The following is a 17,850-nucleotide window of genomic DNA, read 5'->3' as shown; positions in this document are numbered from 1 at the left end:
ACGCAATGAATAAATCTCTGGTGCGGCTACCAATAAAGGCTGAAGGCCTGAATATCGGTCGAGAGGTTATCTTGGCAGAACCTCTGGCTGACGCTGATTGCTTTCTTGTGCGGAGTATTCCGGCGTTCGTGTATGGATTGGCTGCAGGCGATGTTGTCAAAATCCTTGATCGCGAAAGTGGACGCTTTGACGTGTTGGTTCGCGGAAATCAGGTGACCATTCGCATATTTGTAGATGGTGGCCTGGATAGGCCTGATGTACGCTCGCTGATCGACCAAATATCGGAAATGGGGGGGTGCCATGAAATCGCCAGGAATGATGCTGGCGTTAATGGTGCTTCGCTACTGCTGGTTAGTGTTGATGTGGCAATCGGATTTCCGAAGATAGAATCTCTATTGCGTATAGTTGAAGGGCCTGACGTTAGGTGGGAATATGGGAATGTTTACGGCGTTGATGGTGAGTCATTGAATTGGTGGGCTCATTAGTCAGGCCTGCAAAACGCCTGGAACCCGCATGAACACTGGCATTGCGGGTGATCGCCGATAGTCCGAACTCCCAGTTTGCGTTGCAATGACGCGCAGTTCCTGGGAGTTTGGAGACCACCGCCGATGGCCACCGACGACTTCTTCCGCGCGCGCCTGGAGCAAATGATCGACATGCGCCACGCGCTGGCGGTGCTGGCCACGCGCATGCCGTGGGCGCAGATCGAGGCGTCGCTGGCGCCGCTGTTCGCGCACCAGGATCGCTCCGGCCGTGTGATCGAGGACACCGACCTGTTCGGCCCGACACTGGCGGTGGCCGGAGCCGGCGTGAGCCAGCGTGGCCGCCCACGGCTGCCGATCCGGCTGATGGTGGCGCTGCTGTACTTGAAGCACGCCTATGGCGAGAGCGACGAGTCGGTGGTCGAGCGCTGGGCCCAGGACGTGTACTTCCAGTTCTTCAGCGGACAGGTGTACTTCGAACCGCGGCTGCCCTGCGACGCGACGCAGATCGGGCGCTTCCGGCGGGTGCTCGGCGAGGCCGGCGTGGAGCAGTTGCTGAAGTCCACGATCGAGGCGGCCGTGGGCATGAAGGCGATCCGGCCCGCGGAGTTCGAGCGCGTGATCGTCGACAGCACGGTGCAGGAGAAGGCCATCGCTCACCCGACCGACAGCCGGCTGCTGGAGGTGGCGCGCGAGAAGATCGCGCGGCTGGCGCAGCGCGCGGGCTTGCAGCTCAAGCAGACGCATCAGCGCGAGGGCAAGACGCTGCGCCGGCGCGCGGCCGGCTATGCCCACGCCAAGCAGTTCAAGCGCTTGAAGCGCGTGCTGCGCCGCCAGCGAACGATCCTCGGGGCGCTGCTGCGCGACGTGCAGCGCAAGATGGTGACGCTGCCGCAGCAGGCCCAGGATCAGCTGAACATCTGGCTGCAGCGGGCCGAGCGCATCCGCACACAGCGTCCGCACGACAAGGGCAAGCTCTACGCCTTGCACGCGCCGGAGGCGGAGTGCATCGGCAAGGGCAAGGCCCGCCAACCCTACGAGTTCGGCTGCAAGGTGAGCCTGGCGGTGACGCACAGGCAAGGCCTCATGGTGGGCGCCAGGAGCTTCCCCGGCAACCCGTTCGACGGCCACACCCTGGCCGCACAAATCGAGCAGACCACGGTGCTGCTGCAGGACCTCGGTGTGAAGCCCACGACGGCCATCGTCGATCTGGGCTACCGCGGCGTGGATCACGAGGTCGCGCCGGTGCAGGTGATCCATCGCGGCAAGCACAAGACGCTGACCAACACGCAGCGCCGCTGGCTGAAGCGTCGTCAGGCGATCGAGCCGGTGATCGGCCACACCAAGCACGACAACGGGATGCATCGCTGCTGGCTCAAGGGCAGCGAGGGCGACGCCTTGCACGCCGTGCTGTGCGCGGCCGGCTTCAACATCCGCTGGCTGCTGCGTGCCATCGTGCGTCTGGGCCTGGCGGCCCTTCTCTTGTACTTGCGCAGCCTCGCTGCATTGGCCTGGCTGGCCCTGCATCGCTCCGCGACCGCCTCAGGCCGATCAACGGCCATCGATCACCGGCTCGCCTTCACGCTGCGCTGAGTTGGTGGAATAGAAATTTGCAGGGCCGACTCATTAGAAAAATTGGAATTCGTAGCCGAGTCTTGAGTTTTAAGCTTGTAGGGTGGGGTTGATTTGCACCTCTCATATATGCGAGCAAATGACAAGCAACTCAAACCCCATCTGCTCGTCATTGCGGTGGCATCCGCTGTCCTTTTAATGGCCTACCAAATGGCGGTGGCTCAGAGGCTGCGCAACGAGGTTGAAATGCTAGAAACGATAGTGCCGCTTGGGGCTTCGGCAAGGACCAGCAACGCCGACAACAGCGAACAGCTTCCCAGTGCGGTTACTGCGTTGGCCGGGAAGCAGGACTTGTACAGCGATGTGAGCGCCCTTATGTCCGTGACCGGCTTATTACTTTCATCCTATGGTCCAGCCGCCTGCAGACCAGCGTTGGCGTGGCCCCTACCTGAACAGCGTCACCAACGGCGAGATTCCCCTCGACCCTTGGGGCTCGCCCTATTTCTATCGATCGCCTGGTGTGCAGGGCAGGGATTTCGACATCCTGAGCTACGGGCGCGACCGGGCACTGGGCGGCAGCGGCGAAGACGCCGACATCCGCAACTGACTCTGACGCTCCTGCAGTCGCTTCATGTATTTTCTCGCCCGCGTTCTGGACCCTGTGAGCCGTGAGGTCTCGACCCAACGTGTCGAGGCGCGCGACGCGGTTCAGGCCGAGGGTGTAATCACGGCGACCGGGCATCATGTCCTGGAGTTGAAGGCGGAGCACCCCCTGCGTGGGTTGCTGAATCTCGGCCCGGGGCGAAACGCAGAGAGGGAGATCATCCTGTTCTGCCGGGAGCTGAGCTCCCTGCTCAAGGCGGGGCTTTCTGTCGTTGAGGCGCTCGAGGCTTTAGATGCCAATCAGCAACGTCAAAACGCCGATGCTCGCCAAGCGCAGGCGAATGGTTTTTATTCAGTGCTGCTGCGGCATTTGCGCGCCGGTAAGCCACTGTCGACCGCTTTGGCCGAAATGCCCGCCGTCCCCCCGCTGCTCGTCGCGTCAGTCCAGGCCAGCGAGCGCACCTGCAATCTCGTGTCAGCGCTTGATTCGTATCTCCGATACGCTGACCTGACGGCGCGGCTGCGATCCCGGATCGTCAGCGCGGCGCTTTATCCAAGCATCGTCATTGCGTTGGGTGCTGTCATCACCGTGTTCCTGCTGTCCGTCGTCGTGCCCCGGTTTGCCGCGCTGTACGCCCAGATGGGTCCTGCGGCAGGTGGTACGACGCGCTTGCTGCTGAACCTGAGTGCGGTCATCAAGGGCTCTCCATGGCTGCTGCCGGCGATGGCGATGCTGCTGCTGGGATTTGTTCTGGTACTCGTGACGAATGGGCGCTGGAGGCGTGTGTTGGCGCGGGTGATCGATACCGTGCCACTCTTGCGCCGTCAGGCCTTGCAGCTAGAGCTGACACGTCTTTATGAAGCGCTTGCGATGCTGAGCCGCGGGGGATTCAGCCTCCATGAATCCTTGGACCTGTGCAAGACGATTGCCTCAGGAGCAACACAGCGCGCGCGCCTCGCGCAGGCCCAGCACTTGATTGCGGAAGGGGTTTCGGTCTCGCGCGCTTTTGCGGCCTCGGCCATCACTGATGGCGTGACAGAACGGCTGTTGCGCGCAGGCGAGAGAGGCGGGAACTTCGGTGCGGTGCTTCATGCTGTGAGCCAGCGACACGCAGAGACCTTCGAGACTTTCGTGGAGCGAGCGACCCGTGTGATCGAGCCCTTACTGCTGCTGGTGGTGGCGGTATTGGTGGGTGGCTTGGTTGTGACGCTGTACATGCCTATCTTCGACATCGCGTCGTCTATCCGTTGAGCGCAGGCTATCCATGAACTCGCCTCTGAACCAAGAAGACGCTGCTCGGCTGCGGGCTGCGCGGCAGCAGGCCCAGAGCGGCACCACGACGGTACTGGATGAGTTGAGCCGTGATCTTGGAATTGAGCGTGCTACGGAACTCCTGAGGTCCTGCGGGGTCGAGAGCGTCCTTGAGGGCCCGAACGAGCTCGAAAACCTGGAGGTGTCTATCTCCTTGACGGCGCAGTTGCCAGCGATCAAGGTGCGCCTGCGCGATGGCCGTCAAGGATGGCTGATGGCCGATCCCCTGGACGATGCGGCTTTCCGCAAGCTGAGCAGGAATGTGCGGGAGTTCCTGGAACCGTTTGCGGCGTTCTCGGCAGCGCTGCGCGAGTTTGCAGCCGCAGAACCGGTGGGCAGTGGTGTCAGGGAAGCGTTGCCGGAGCCGGCACCTGTTGCGCCGAACACGACTGCTGAGGCAGCCTTTGTCGGCAGTGCCGTCGAATTTGTCGGTCGCGCTGTCGCGACGGCGCTTGCGGAGGGCGCAAGTGATGTCCATTTCGAATGCGATCGTCAAGGCATCTCCGCCAAGCTGCGTTTGGATGGCGTAATGAGTCCGCTGTTTCGGCAAGAAGGCGTTCAGCGCGCCGAAGAAGTGATTTCCCGGATCAAGGTGCTGGCGCAACTGGACATTACCGAGCGGCGTTTGCCGCAAGACGGGCGCTTCAGGCATGAAGTGAGTGGGCGTGGTGTGGATCTTCGCGTCTCCATCATGCCCAGTGTGTTTGGTGAAGATGCGGTGCTTCGGCTGCTCGACAAGTCGCACCTCAAGTCCACTCAGAACGCCATCACGCTCGAAGGGCTGGGCTTTGTCGGGTCCAAGGCTGATGACTTGAGGTTGCTGGCGCATCAGCCTAACGGCATGGTGCTGGTAACAGGCCCTACCGGCAGCGGCAAGACCACCACGGTCTATGCGGCCCTTTCCGAGATCAACACTGGCCTCGAGAAGATCATCACGATCGAGGACCCAGTGGAGTACGAGTTGCCCGGGGTTCTGCAGATTCCCGTCAACGAGCGCAAAGGTCTGACTTTCGCCGTCGGCCTGCGCTCAATCTTGCGGCACGACCCGGATCGGATCCTGGTCGGCGAGATTCGCGACAGTGAAACTGCTGAGATCGCTGTGCAGTCGGCGCTGACGGGGCATCTGGTGTTCACGACGGTGCACGCGAATTCTCTGTTTGACGTTGTCGGGCGATTTCGGCATTTTGGGATCGACATGTTCGGTTTTGTCTCGGCACTCAACGGTGTGGTGGTGCAGCGCCTGCTGCGTCGCCTGTGCCCAGCGTGCAAGAGCAGCCGCAGCCTGAAGCCCAATGAGGAAGCATGGTTCGCGGCGCATGCTGGAGAGGCTCCCCGGTCTTTGCTGGCCGCTGTGGGTTGTTCGGAGTGCCATGGCTCGGGCTATAGGGGGCGTTTCGTGGTGGCAGAGGTCCATACACTGACCGACGGCTTCCGTGACCTGATCGTCGGGCAAGCCGACGTCACGGAACTCAAGCGGCATGCGTTTGACCACGGGCGTGTTCAGGTGCTGTTGCAAGCTGCGCTCGAGCATGTGCAAGCGGGTGAGACTAGTTTGGAGGAGGTCTTCCGTGTGGTCGGCCGGAACTAAGCGGCGCCCGGCGGCGTACTGGCTTTCCCAGCATCGCGTGGCGCGCCGGTTGGGTGATGGCCCGGTTGAACTGCTCGCTACAGAATCGGTCGATCAAGGGCTGGCGCAGCTCAAGGATTGGTTGGCTGAAGGCACTCACCGAAATGGGCGGCTTTGGCTGGGAGGCACGTTGTGCCAACTGGTGGCCGCGCCTGCGGTGAAGGGCGTCGGTACGCTCAAGGAAGCGGAAGCAGCAGTCAAGCTGGAGTACCAGAGTACGCTGGACTTTGATTTCAAACTGCATGAATGCGAGCCCGGCGCTGCGCAATGGCGGGCGACGCTGACAGACCGGAGATTGATTGGCGCCGAGGCTGAGCTCTGGCAGAGCAAGTTGGCGTCTATGAAACCCTGGTGGAGTTGGGCCTTGACGCAGGCGGCGGCGAGTCGCACCGCTGGTGCTGGACATCAAACCCTGTTGGCCTTCGATGGTGAGACCCTGGTTGAGCTGAGCAAGAACAGTGAAGGCCAAGTGACGCAAGCGCGGACACAGCCGGCCGCAGGTGGTCGGGAGGCTCTGCAGCGCCAGTTGCTAAGGCAGCGGACAATCACTGGCGATGCAGTGGTGGTTGGCGTTGCCCTCGGTTTCGAGGCCGAGAAGCATGCCGATAGCTTGACCGGATTCGCTGGAGACTTTGCATTTGAGCCATGGACGGAGGTGCTTTCGTGACAGCTCCGCGTGATCCGAGCTTCGAACTGTTGGCTAGGTCAGAGCGTCGGATGCACTGGCTTTGGTGGGTTCTGGGACTTCTGGTGATGGCCAATGTCGGTATGGGCGGGTGGCAATATCAGCTGCGTCAGGAGCTTGCCGCAGCGCGGTTGCGGCAGTCGCAGTTGCCTCAGCCTGCGACACAGCCACCTGCATCGATGTCGGAAGATCAAGTCCAGGCCTTGGAGCTGCTTCGCACGCCGGTTGGCGCTTGGTTTCGGGAGATTGAGCATTGCATCCCCGAGGAAGCCTTAGCTGAGCAGCTTCTGATGGATGCACTGAACCGGAAGGTGGTGTTGACCGCCGTCGCAAATCCAAAAGTCGATGTCGGCGCGTGGGTTGCTTGTCTGAATGAGCAGAGTGGCCAGTTGACCTGGGGGTTGAGGCAGGCCACAAGAGAGGCTGGAAGCGCCTCGAGCCTCAAAGACGGCGATTTACGGCTTGTTCTGGAGGGCAATGTGCGGGCGACACAGGCCCGCTAGTGCTGTGAAGGTGGCGGCTGAGCGCCGCCCAACGGTTCAGGCTGCAGTCCATTGCCTTGGCGGTGGCTGAGCCATTAGGCACCTTTGGCCGGCTCCTGCTCGCCTGCGATTGGCGTCAGGTGGTCGCAGCGGACCCTGAGGTTTTCGGCCAGCCTGCGCAGAGCTGGGGTCAGCTGGTGCCGGCCGACTGACATCCAATGCAGTGGTGCGGGCTCGCCGATCCAGCCGGGAAGCAGGGCCACCAGCCGTCCGGCGGCCAGGTCGGTGGCCACGTCCAGCCGGCTCTTGTAGGCGACGCCCAGGCCCGCCAGGGCCCATTCGCGCACCAGGCCACCGTCGTCGGCAACGCGGCTGCCGCTGACCTCGACCGCACTCGCGCCGCCCTGTACCGACTCGAAGCGCCAGCGGCCATGCACGCTCTCGCCAAGCACGAAGCGCAGGCAGTCGTGCTCGCGCAGATCGGCCGGCGTCCGCGGGCGACCGCGGCGGGCGAGATAGGCGGGGCTGGCACAAAGCACGCGGCGGTTGCCGGGTGCCAGGGGCAGGGCGATGAGGCTGGAGTCGGGTGGCTCGCCGTAGCGCACCGCATAGTCCACGGGCTCCTGGACCAGGTCGGCGAGGCGGTCGCTCAGGCGCAGCTCCAGCCGCAGCTCCCCCGGGCTCTCGGCGGTGGCGAACTCTTCTATCCAGCGCCAGAGGTGCTGGCGTCCGATGTCGCTGGGCAGGCTGACGCGCAAGTGGCCGCTCAGGGGGCGGTCGGCCCCCTCGCTCAACGCGGCCCGGCCGTCCGCCCACGCGGCCACGAGCTGGCGGGCGTGAGGCAGCCAGCGCTCGCCTGCCTCGGTCAGGCGCAGGCGCCGTGTGGAGCGTTCGAACAGGCGCACACCGAGTTCGCGCTCCAGCCGCGCAATGGTGGCGCTGGCCTGTACCGGGCCCAGGTTCAGGCGGCGGGCTGCGGCAGAAAAGCTGCCCGCCTCGGCAGCGGCCAGGAATAGCTGCAGCGGGGAAAGCCTGTCCATCTTCATCTTGTTGGTGAAACTGATTCGGCAATCCTAGGCTTTTTCTGTCAAATTTTGGACGGCAGCATGACGTCCATCGCGGTCTACCCCTTCCAGAAGGACACGTCATGAAAGCCATCGGCTACCTCCAATCCCTGCCCATCAGCCATCCCGAGTCCCTGATCGAGCTGCAACTCCCCGAACCCGAGCCCGGGCCTCGTGACCTGCTGGTCCGGGTGTCGGCGGTTTCCGTGAACCCGGTCGACACCAAGGTACGCCGCAGCCGTGCACCGCAACCCGGCCGCCCCGAAGTCCTGGGCTGGGACGCAGTGGGTGTCGTCGAGGCGCTAGGCCCCGCTGTCGAGGGCTTTGCCATCGGGGATCGTGTCTATTACGCCGGGGCGATCAACCGCCCGGGATCCAATGCCGAGCTGCAACTGGTCGACCACCGCATCGCCGCGCACGCGCCGCAAAGCCTGCCGGATGCCGAGGCAGCGGCGCTGCCGCTGACGGCCATCACGGCCTGGGAGCTGCTGTTCGACCGCCTGGGCGTGGCCGAGGGCGGCGGCGACGGCGACAGCCTGCTGGTCGTCGGCGCGGCAGGTGGCGTCGGGTCCATCCTGGTGCAACTGGCCCGCCAGTTGACGCGGCTGCGCATCATCGGCACGGCCAGCCGCCCCGAGACCCGGACCTGGGTACAGGCGCTCGGTGCACATGCCGTCGTCGATCACAGCCAGCCGTTGCGACCCCAGCTCGTGGCAGCCGGGGTGGCCGAGGTCGGGTATGTCGCGAGCCTGACGCACACCGACCAGCACTGGGCCGCCCTTGTCGACGCCGCCGCGCCGCAGGGGCGCATCGGCCTGATCGACGATCCGGCCGGCCCGCTGGACGTGACGATGCTCAAGCGCAAGGCCCTCTCCCTGCACTGGGAAATGATGTTCACCCGGCCGTTGTTCGGCACGGCCGATATCGCCGAGCAGGGCCGGCTGCTGGCGCGCGTGGCGAATCTGGTGGACGAGGGCCGGTTGCGCAGCACCGTCAGCGAACGGCTGAGTCCCATCAACGCAGCCAACCTGCGGCGCGCGCATGAGCTGGTCGAGTCGGGCCGCATGCGCGGCAAGCTGGTGCTCAGCGGCTTCTGAGCCTTACCACTTGCAGCCCTTGCCGCGCGCGGCATCCAGGGCCAGCGGCAGCGCGGCCAGGATGCCGGCGTTGGCGTAGGCCTTGCGGCAATCCTGGTTGGCGGCGTTCTCGATGGACTGCTCAAGCCTGGATTTGCGCTCGGGCGGCTGGGGGAGCAGTTCGACCAGGCCGGGGCCACGGCGAGCGGCGATGTCACCACTGCGCGGCAGCGACAGGTTGAGCGGGGCGCGCGGCGCACTGGCCGAGGCAGAAGGCGGCATGGCCAGGTCGGGCCCAAGGCGTGAACCGGCGTCGGGAGAGCCGGCCGAGGCCTTGGGGGCGGCGAAGGGATCGGCGCCAGGGTTTGCGCTGGGGTCGCCCCTGGCGACACCGGTTGGCCCAGCCGGTGCCCTCACCTGGCCGGGCAGGGCGCCTGACAGCTCCGACAGGACTGCTCCGTCAGGCGCCGCGGGCAGCGCACGCGCAGCGGTTGCCGGCTGCAGCGGCGCAACGCCGGCGGCACTGTCGGCTGTTTCAAGCCGTCGCACTGGGTTGGGCAGGTCCTGGCCGGTGGGCATCGAGGGCGCGGCCGTGCCGGCTGGCATGCGCAACTCGTCGGGCCGCCTCAGTGGCGTGACGCCCGCACTCTCGGCCGCGGGTGCTTCCAGGCGCTGCACCGCCGAGGGGAGCGATGCGCCGGTGGGCAGCGGCTGGGTGGTCCTGCCAGGGGCTGCACGCAACTCCGCCGGTCGGGGCAGAGCCGTGGGAGTGCGGGCCTCTCCCGTGGCCTCCAGGCGGCGCACCGGAGACGGCAGCTCGACGCTGGTGGCGGGCATGGCCGCTGGCGCGGGGGCAGCCCGCAGCTCGGCTGGACGAGGCAGCGTGGCGGTCCGGGCGGGCACGGGAGAGTCATCCAGGCGGCCCACCGCTGACGGCAGCTCGGCGGGCAACGCGGGCAGCTCTGCGGGACGGGGCTGCGCGCGCACGCGGGCAGGCGGGGACAGGGCGTGGACGGCAGCGTCCGGCCGCGCGTCAAGCCGCCCGACGGTGGCCGGCAGCTCTGCGGCGGGCGTGGGGATGCCGCGCGGCACGGGTGTCTCAAGGTTCTCGCGCGCGATGGGTTTGAAGGCCTCAGGCAGCTCCAGCGTTGCCGTGCTGGGCGGCGCGCTGGAGGTCTCGTCGGTCCGGGCGGCCTGCGGCGCCACCTCGCGCGGATTCCATCGACCAAGTTCGGCCGCGCCGGGGTCGGTGGCCGCTGGCGTGGCCGGGCGGACCTGGCCACCATGACGAGGCTGAGCACCGCTGCCGAGCGCACCGTTGTCGCGCTGTAGCGGGGCCGGGTCGCCGGGTGGTGCGTCGGGAGCACCGCCACTGCGGCCGATCAGCTTGACCGTGAGGCTGCCCCACACACCCTGCCCGGGTGTGGCCGTACCGGTGGCGTTGCCGAAGACCAGCACCAGCCATACATGCAGCAGCATTGCCAGCAGCAGGCAGCGCTGCAGCAGGCGCGGGTCGGGTGGTGAGCGGCGGGGGAGGGCAAGTGCGGCGGACACGACGGCCGGATTGTGTCGTGGCCACATGGCCGCCTGTCAGCACTTGAAACCCGTGCTCGGGCAGGTGGGGACGTTCAGGGTTCAGCGGCCGGGCCAGGCCGCCAGGGTGGTCATGACCGGCGCCAGCCATTGCCCTTGCGCTGTCACGCTGCGCTCGACGACGAGCGTGCGGCCGTCCGCTTCACGAACCAGCACGGTCGAGCAGCGCGTGCCGTAGCGCGCCAGCGCGGGTTGGTCGGGATCGGGCATGCGCACGAAGCGCGGCGACAGCAGGCGTTCGCGGACCAGGCCGACACCTGTGTCGGGCAGCGACGCATCCGCAGCCGGCGCGGCATCGGCCAGCGCCTCCATGAGCCGTGTGACGAGCTGCTGTGCATCGGCCGCATCGTCGAGCGCCCGGGCAAGGTCCGCCTTGAGGCCGATCGTCTTGGGCCAGGGCGTGTCGAGCGCTGCGTTGGACAGCCCGTGCAGGCCGGGCCCGAGGGCCACCGGTGCTGGCGCGCGGTTGCTGATCCAGTGCCAGGCGCCGCGGGCCAGGTCGGCGGTGACGAGGTTGAAGCCGTTGTAGCCGGGCTTCAGGCGCGCGGCGAAGTCGGCCCCGTCGTCCCGGCTGGCCAGCCAGTCGACGACGAGCTCGCCGCGCGATGGCGCGCCGTCCACCTGTCGGCCCGGCTCGCGGACATTGGTCAGCAGGGCCAGCCTGCCGGAGCGCGTCAGGCCCAGCCAGGTGCCGCCGGCCTCCAGGTCACGTCCGGCCAGCAACTCGACGCCGCTGGCCGGCCACCAGGCCATGGGCGCTGCAGGCCGGGCGAAGAACTCGTCGCGATTGGCGGCGATGACCAGGGGGAAGCGCGGATGGGCGTTCAGCGCGAACGCGGCGAGACACATGGGCGCGTCAACACTCGACGATGTTCACGGCCAGCCCGCCTCGGGCCGTTTCCTTGTACTTCGTCATCATGTCGGCGCCGGTGTCGCGCATGGTCTTGATGACCTTGTCCAGGCTGACGAAGTGCGTGCCGTCGCCGCGCAGCGCCATGCGCGCCGCGTTGATGGCCTTGACCGAGGCGATGGCATTGCGCTCGATGCACGGGATCTGCACCAGGCCGCCTACGGGGTCGCAGGTCAGGCCCAGGTGGTGCTCCATGCCGATCTCCGCCGCGTTCTCCACCTGCTCCGGCGTGCCACCCATGACGGCGCACAGCGCGCCTGCGGCCATCGAGCAGGCCACGCCGACCTCGCCCTGGCAGCCCACCTCGGCGCCGCTGATGGAGGCGTTCTCCTTGTAGAGGATGCCAATGGCTGCGGCGGTCAGCAAGAAGTCGATGACGCCGTCGTCGCTCGCGCCGTGCACGAAGCGGTGGTAGTAGTGCAGTACCGCCGGGATGATGCCGGCGGCGCCGTTGGTGGGTGCCGTGACGACGCGCCCGCCGGCCGCGTTCTCCTCGTTGACGGCCAGCGCATAGAGATTCACCCAGTCCATCACCTGCAGCGGGTCGCGCAGTGCCTGCTCGGGGTTGGACGTCAGGCTGGCATGCAGGCTGGGCGCGCGGCGCTTGACCTTGAAGCCGCCTGGCAGGATCCCCTCCGTGCGGCAGCCGCGCTGCACGCACGACTGCATGACGCCCCAGATCTTCAGCAGGCCGGCGCGTGTGTCGGCGTCTGGCCGCCAGTGGCCCTCGTTGCGGCGCATCACCTCGGCGATGGACAGGTCGTACTTCTTGGTCAGCGCCAGCAGCTCGTCACCGGTCTTGAACGGGTAGGGCAGCACGGTCACATCGGGTGCGATGACCTTTTGCTTGCTGCCGTCGGCGGCGACCTCGTCGCTGACGATGAACCCACCGCCGACCGAGTAGTACACGCGGTTGGCGACCTCGTTGCCGTCGGCGTCGAAGGCAATGCAGCGCATGCCGTTGGCATGAAATGGCAGCGTCTCGCGGCGCTTGAAGACCAGGTCCTTGGATTCGTCAAAGGCGATCTTGTGCTGGCCAACGAGGTTCAGGTCGCCGCTGCGGATGACGTCGAGCAGCGCCGGGATGGCTTCGACATCCACCGTGTCCGGCTCGTGCCCAGCAAGGCCCAGCAGCACGGCCTTGTCGCTGCCGTGGCCCTTGCCGGTGGCGCCCAAGGACCCGTACAGGATGACCTGCACGCGGGCCACCTTGTCGAGCAGGCCATCATGTTGCAGGCGCAGCCCGAACAGCCGCGCGGCCCGCATCGGGCCGACCGTGTGCGAGCTGCTCGGGCCGATGCCGATCTTGAAGAGGTCGAAGACCGACACCGCCATGGTCAGGCTTCCTCGTAGTCGGACAGCGGCACGCAGCTGCAGAACAGGTTGCGGTCCCCGTAGACGTTGTCCACGCGGCCTACCGGCGACCAGTACTTCTGCCGGCGCAAGGACGGTAGCGGGAACGCGGCGACCTCGCGGCTGTAGCCGTGGGTCCACTGCGTCGCGCTGACGACCATGGACGTGTGCGGCGCGTTGACCAGCGGGTTGTCCTCGCGGCTGAGCCTGCCGGCCTCGACGTCGGCAATCTCGTGGCGGATCTGGATCATGGCATCGATGAAGCGGTCCAGCTCGGCGCGCGATTCGCTCTCGGTCGGCTCGACCATCAGCGTGCCGGCGACCGGGAAGCTCAGCGTCGGTGCGTGGAAACCATAGTCGATCAGTCGCTTGGCGACATCCTCGGCGCTGACGCCTGAGGTCTCCTTCAGCGGGCGCAGGTCCAGGATGCACTCGTGGGCAACGCCGCCACCCTTGACGCCGTCAATGCCACCGGAGAAGTGGATGTCGTAGTGGTCCGACAGCCGCGCGGCGACGTAGTTGGCCGACAGGATGGCGACCTCGGTGGCCTTCTTCAGGCCCTCGGCGCCCATCATGCGGATGTACATCCACGAGATGGGCAGCACGGCCGCATTGCCCAGCGGGGCCGCGGACACGGCGCCGATGTTGGTGTCCTTGCCCAGGCCCGCCGTGCGGTGCGCCGGCAGGAAGGGAACGAGGTCGTCCACCACGCAGACCGGGCCGACGCCCGGGCCGCCGCCGCCGTGCGGGATGCAGAAGGTCTTGTGCAGGTTCAGGTGGGAAACATCGCCGCCGAACTCGCCGGGGGCTGCCACGCCGACCAGCGCGTTCATGTTGGCGCCGTCGACGTAGACGCGGCCGCCGTGGGCCTTCACCATCGCGCAGATCTCCTTCACGTGCGTGTCGAACACGCCATACGTGGAGGGGTAAGTGATCATGATGGCGGCCAGCTTGTCGGCATGTTGCTCGCATTTGGCCTTCAGGTCGGCCAGGTCGATATTGCCTTCCTTGTCGCACTTGGTGACGACGACCTGCATGCCCACCATCTGCGCGGACGCGGGGTTGGTCCCATGGGCCGACTCAGGAATCAGGCAGACCGTGCGCTGGGCGTCGCCGCGGGACTCGTGCCAGGCTTTGATGGCCAGCAGGCCGGCGTATTCGCCCTGCGAGCCGGCGTTGGGCTGCAGGCTGATGCCGGCATATCCGGTGCACTCGGTCAGCCAGTTCTGCAGCAGCTGGTCCAGCTCGGTGTAGCCGGCCAGCTGGTCCTGTGGCGCGAACGGGTGCACGCCCGCGAACTCCGGCCACGTGATCGGGATCATCTCGGCCGTCGCGTTCAGCTTCATCGTGCACGAGCCCAGCGGGATCATGCTTCGGTCCAGCGCCAGGTCCTTGTCCGACAGGCTGCGGATATAGCGCAGCATCTCCGTCTCGCTGTGGTGCGTGTTGAAGACCGGGTGGCTGAGGAAGGCGCTGGTGCGGCGCAGGTGAGTGGGGATCAGGCTGTCGACGCCGGCTGCGAACTCCGCAACCGTGGGCAACGCGGCGCCTGCCGGCGCGAACCAGCTCCACAGCGCTTCGATGTCGGCGCGCGAAGTCGTCTCGTCCAGGGCTATGCCGACATGCTTGTCGCCATGCTTGCGCAGGTTGGCCTGCGCGGCGACCGCCTTGGCCATCACCAGCGCGGCGTCGCACTCGACCAGCAGGGTGTCGAAGACGTGCGGCGTGACAACCTTCAATCCAAGGCGCGTCAGGCCGGCGTGCAGGATGGACGTGTAGCTGGCGACGCGCTCTGCGATGCGCTTCAGGCCTTGCGGGCCATGGTAGACGGCGTACATGCTGGCGACGACGGCCGGCAGAACCTGCGCCGTGCAGATGTTGGAGGTGGCCTTCTCGCGGCGGATGTGCTGCTCGCGGGTCTGCAGCGCCAGGCGCATCGCCGGGTGGCCTTGCGCGTCCTTGCTGACGCCGACCAGGCGGCCCGGCATGGAGCGCTTGAACTCGTCCTTGCAGGCCAGGAAGGCGGCGTGCGGGCCGCCGGCGCCCATGGGCATGCCAAGGCGCTGGCTGTTGCCGACGACGATGTCGGCACCGAACTCGCCGGGCGAGACCAGCAGCGTCAGCGCCAGCAGGTCGGTGCAGACGATGAAGGCGGCCTGCTTGGCGTGGGCCTGTTCGGTAAAGGCCTTCAGGTCGTGGATCAGGCCTGCCGTGCTTGGGTACTGGCAGACGACGGCGAAATAGTCGTTCTCGGCCATCAGCGTCGGCGCCATGCCGACCTTGACCTCGATGCCAAGCGGCGCGCAGCGCGTGCGGATGACCTCGATGGTCTGCGGGTGCACGTCGCCAGCGACGATCAGCGTGTTGCTCTTGCTCTTCACGCCGCGCTTGGCCAGGGTGACGGCCTCGGCGGCCGAGGTGGCCTCGTCCAGCATGGAGCCGTTGGCGATGTCCATGCCGGTGAGGTCCGTCACCAGGGTCTGGAAGTTCAGGATCGCTTCCATGCGGCCCTGCGAGATCTCCGCCTGGTAGGGCGTATAGGCCGTGTACCAGGCGGGGTTCTCGAGGATGTTGCGCAGGATGACGCCTGGCGTATGCGTGCCGTAGTAGCCCTGGCCGATGAAGCTCTTGTAGACCTTGTTCTTGCCGGCGATCGCCTTCAGCTCGGCCAGCGCGCCAGCCTCGGTGATGGGGTCAGGCAGCTTCATGCCCTGCGCACGGCGGATGGACTTGGGCACGACCGCGTCGATCAACGCGGTACGGCTGGCCACGCCGACGGCGGCGCACATCAGGGATTCATCGACGGCATCCGGCCCGATGTGGCGGGCGTGGAATTCGGAGGCGTCTTCGAGTTGGGAGAGCGGCGTCGGCATGGCGGTCTACTTCGGGTATTTCGGGGCGAGGATCAGAGCGTCTTCAGCAGCGCGTCGTAGGCAGTGGCGTCCATCAGGGCGTCGAGCTGGCCGGGGTTGCTCAGCTTGACCTTGAAGAACCAGCCGGCCTTCAGCGGGTCGGTGTTGGCCAGCGCCGGGTCGTCGCGCAGCGCCTCATTGACCTCCGTGACTTCGCCGTCGACGGGCATGTAGACGTCGGCCGCAGCCTTCACGGACTCGACGACGCCGGCAACGTCCTTCTCCGCGTAGGTCTTGCCGACTTCGGGCAGGTCCACGAAGACCACGTCGCCCAGCGCGTCCTGCGCGTGCACGGTGATGCCGACCGTGGCCGTGCCGTCGCCGTGGACTTCAAGCCATTCGTGGTCGGGGGTGTACTTGATGCTCATGGATTGCTCCTTGGGTGGAATTCCGGGTCAGGGGAGGGTGGATTGAATCAGGTCGCCCATGGCCTGGGCGCGCGGGTCGCCCAGGGTTCGCAGGCCGCTGACGGCGCCATGGCGGTCCTGCAGCGCTTCGTCCTGGGCGAGCTTCCAGCGGCCGTCAAGGCCGGTGATCTCGATCTCGAAGCCGACGATGGCCTTGAGCATGGGTTTGAGGTAGCCAGCCGGCGCGTCCGAGGCCTTCCAGTGGTCGCTGCCGTGCAGCGGGCCTTCGTTGGCGGCGATGAGGCGCTCCAGCATGGGCAGCAGCCGTTCGGCGTCCTGCACGACGCGCGTCGTACCGCGGGCATGCACGGCGAGGTAGTTCCAGGTGGGCACGACCTTCCCGGTGTCCAGCTTGGTCGGATACCAGGCCGGCGACAGGTAGTGGGCCGGCCCCTGGAACACGACGGTCACGGGCGCGCCGGCCTCGAGGTGCTGCCAGACGGGGTTGGCGCGTGCGACATGGGCCTGCAGCGTGCCCAGCGGGCCGCGGCTGCGATCCAGCACGAAGGGCAGGTGGTCGATGACAGCCGAGCCTTCCACGACGGTGACCATCATCGCCAGCCCGGGGGCAGCGACGAGGTCCAGCATGGCCTCGGGGCCAGGTGCCGCGTGATAGCTGGGCTGGTACATCGCGACTCAGCCGCGGTAGTAGCGGTTGGGGGTGAAGGGCGTTGCCGACACGATCATGGGCGTGCGCTTGTCGCGTACGACGGCGAAGACCTCGGTGCCGACTGCGGCATGTTCTTTGGCCACGTAGGCAAGGGCGACGGGTTGGTTGACCGTGGGGGCCAGCGTGCCGCTGGTGACGACGCCGATCTCGGTGCCGTCGGCGGCGACGATCCTTGCACCCTCTCGCACCGGCATGCGCTCCTTGCCGACCAGCCCCACGCGCTTGCGCGCGGTGCCGCTGGCGAGCTGAGCGTCGATGACGGCAGCACCCGGGTAGCCGCCGGCACGCGCGCCGCCGGCGCGGCGCACTTTCTGGATGGCCCAGGTGATGGAGGCCTCGACCGGCGTGGTCTTCTCGTCGATGTCGTGACCGTACAGGCACAGGCCGGCTTCCAGTCGCAGCGAATCGCGCGCGCCCAGGCCGATGGGCTTGACCTCGGCATAGCTCAGCAGCTTGCGGGCCAGCGCGACGGCATCGTCCTGGTGAACGGAGATCTCGTAGCCGTCCTCGCCGGTGTAGCCCGAGCGGGTCAGGAAGGTGTCAATGCCGTCGAGCGAGAAGAACCCGCCGGTCATGAAGGTCAGCTGGGCGACCCCGGGGTTCAGGCGGCTCAGCACGTCCACGGCCTGCGGGCCTTGCAGCGCCAGCAGCGCGCGCTCGGGCACGGGGATGACCTCGCAGCGGCCGCCGATGTGCTTCTCCATGTGGGCCAGGTCCTGGACCTTGCAGCCGGCGTTCACCACGACGAACAGGTCGTCCGGACGCTTGCAGACCATCAGGTCGTCCAGCAATCCGCCCTGGTCGTTCGTGAACAAGGCATAGCGCTGCTTGAAGACGCCCAGGTCGACGATGTCCACCGGCACCAGCGTTTCCAGCGCAGCGGCGGCATCGGCGCCGACCAGGCGCACCTGGCCCATGTGCGACACGTCGAACAGCCCAGCTGCCGCGCGTGTGTGCTTGTGCTCGGCCATCACGCCGGTGGGGTATTGCACCGGCATGTCGTAGCCGGCGAAGGGCACCATCTTGGCGCCGAGTTCGACGTGGAGGGCGTGAAGAGGCGTTTGCAGCAAAGAGGACATCGAGAGCTCCGACGGAATTCGGG

At 66.6% G+C, this 17,850-nt stretch carries 16 protein-coding genes; 8 read left to right on the top strand and 8 right to left on the bottom strand.

Annotation, left to right across the window (positions count from 1 at the left end; translation table 11 throughout):
• The first annotated feature begins 5 nt into the window (after positions 1–5).
• The 7 genes from QM732_RS09600 (at position 6) to QM732_RS09570 (ending at position 6,784) form a co-directional block, all read left to right on the top strand.
• Positions 6–485 carry a DUF4265 domain-containing protein gene (locus tag QM732_RS09600; protein ID WP_415655942.1) on the top strand — a complete coding sequence of 160 codons (480 nt, stop codon included), beginning with the start codon at positions 6–8 and terminating at the stop codon, positions 483–485.
• 123 nt (positions 486–608) lie between these two features.
• Positions 609–2,075 carry an IS5 family transposase gene (locus QM732_RS09595; protein WP_415654708.1) on the top strand — a complete coding sequence of 489 codons (1,467 nt, stop codon included), beginning with the start codon at positions 609–611 and terminating at the stop codon, positions 2,073–2,075.
• Positions 2,076–2,460: 385 nt separating this feature from the next.
• Positions 2,461–2,661, top strand: coding sequence for a type II secretion system protein GspG (locus QM732_RS09590; protein ID WP_415655941.1), 201 nt, complete (start codon positions 2,461–2,463; stop codon positions 2,659–2,661).
• 24 nt (positions 2,662–2,685) lie between these two features.
• Positions 2,686–3,909: a type II secretion system F family protein gene (locus QM732_RS09585; protein WP_415655940.1), complete on the top strand. Its 1,224-nt coding sequence runs from the start codon at positions 2,686–2,688 to the stop codon at positions 3,907–3,909.
• Positions 3,910–3,922: 13 nt separating this feature from the next.
• On the top strand, positions 3,923–5,557 hold the full coding sequence (locus QM732_RS09580; RefSeq protein ID WP_415655939.1) for a GspE/PulE family protein: 1,635 nt from the start codon (positions 3,923–3,925) through the stop codon (positions 5,555–5,557).
• A 37-nt stretch (positions 5,558–5,594) separates the two neighbouring features.
• Positions 5,595–6,263, top strand: a complete 669-nt coding sequence (locus tag QM732_RS09575; protein WP_415655938.1) for a hypothetical protein — start codon at positions 5,595–5,597, stop codon at positions 6,261–6,263.
• Positions 6,260–6,784, top strand: coding sequence for a hypothetical protein (locus QM732_RS09570; RefSeq protein WP_415655937.1), 525 nt, complete (start codon positions 6,260–6,262; stop codon positions 6,782–6,784). The genes QM732_RS09575 and QM732_RS09570 overlap by 4 nt, the downstream gene beginning before the upstream one ends.
• Positions 6,785–6,858: 74 nt before the next feature.
• Here QM732_RS09570 and QM732_RS09565 read toward each other — a convergent pair whose 3' ends face one another.
• Positions 6,859–7,803 carry a LysR family transcriptional regulator gene (locus QM732_RS09565; RefSeq protein WP_415655936.1) on the bottom strand — a complete coding sequence of 315 codons (945 nt, stop codon included), beginning with the start codon at positions 7,801–7,803 and terminating at the stop codon, positions 6,859–6,861.
• A gap of 107 nt (positions 7,804–7,910) precedes the next feature.
• Between QM732_RS09565 and QM732_RS09560 the strand changes: the two genes are divergently transcribed.
• Positions 7,911–8,924, top strand: a complete 1,014-nt coding sequence (locus QM732_RS09560) for a zinc-binding alcohol dehydrogenase family protein (RefSeq protein ID WP_415655935.1) — start codon at positions 7,911–7,913, stop codon at positions 8,922–8,924.
• Between the two features lie 3 nt (positions 8,925–8,927).
• Here QM732_RS09560 and QM732_RS09555 read toward each other — a convergent pair whose 3' ends face one another.
• The 7 genes from QM732_RS09555 to gcvT all read right to left on the bottom strand — a co-directional run bounded on the left by QM732_RS09555 (position 8,928) and on the right by gcvT (position 17,827).
• A complete protein-coding gene (locus QM732_RS09555) occupies positions 8,928–10,457 on the bottom strand; it encodes a hypothetical protein (RefSeq protein WP_415655934.1) in 1,530 nt (509 codons plus the stop codon).
• 81 nt (positions 10,458–10,538) lie between these two features.
• The gene (locus QM732_RS09550) at positions 10,539–11,345 is read right to left on the bottom strand and encodes an NRDE family protein (RefSeq protein WP_415655933.1); all 807 of its coding nucleotides are present in this window, start codon (positions 11,343–11,345) and stop codon (positions 10,539–10,541) included.
• A gap of 7 nt (positions 11,346–11,352) precedes the next feature.
• Positions 11,353–12,741: an L-serine ammonia-lyase gene (locus QM732_RS09545; RefSeq protein WP_415655932.1), complete on the bottom strand. Its 1,389-nt coding sequence runs from the start codon at positions 12,739–12,741 to the stop codon at positions 11,353–11,355.
• 2 nt (positions 12,742–12,743) lie between these two features.
• Positions 12,744–15,632: an aminomethyl-transferring glycine dehydrogenase gene (gcvP, locus tag QM732_RS09540; RefSeq protein ID WP_415655931.1), complete on the bottom strand. Its 2,889-nt coding sequence runs from the start codon at positions 15,630–15,632 to the stop codon at positions 12,744–12,746.
• A gap of 32 nt (positions 15,633–15,664) precedes the next feature.
• A complete protein-coding gene (gene gcvH / locus QM732_RS09535; RefSeq protein WP_415655930.1) occupies positions 15,665–16,039 on the bottom strand; it encodes a glycine cleavage system protein GcvH in 375 nt (124 codons plus the stop codon).
• Between the two features lie 27 nt (positions 16,040–16,066).
• Positions 16,067–16,708, bottom strand: coding sequence for an FMN-binding negative transcriptional regulator (locus QM732_RS09530; protein ID WP_415655929.1), 642 nt, complete (start codon positions 16,706–16,708; stop codon positions 16,067–16,069).
• Between the two features lie 6 nt (positions 16,709–16,714).
• Positions 16,715–17,827 (bottom strand): glycine cleavage system aminomethyltransferase GcvT, encoded by a 1,113-nt coding sequence (gcvT, locus tag QM732_RS09525; RefSeq protein ID WP_415655928.1) that lies wholly within the window; start codon positions 17,825–17,827, stop codon positions 16,715–16,717.
• Between the last annotated feature and the right edge of the window lie 23 nt (positions 17,828–17,850).

This window comes from Roseateles sp. (genome assembly GCF_047654805.1).
Lineage (GTDB): Bacteria > Pseudomonadota > Gammaproteobacteria > Burkholderiales > Burkholderiaceae_C > Pelomonas.
This window is presented reverse-complemented; position numbering and strand designations above follow the sequence as displayed.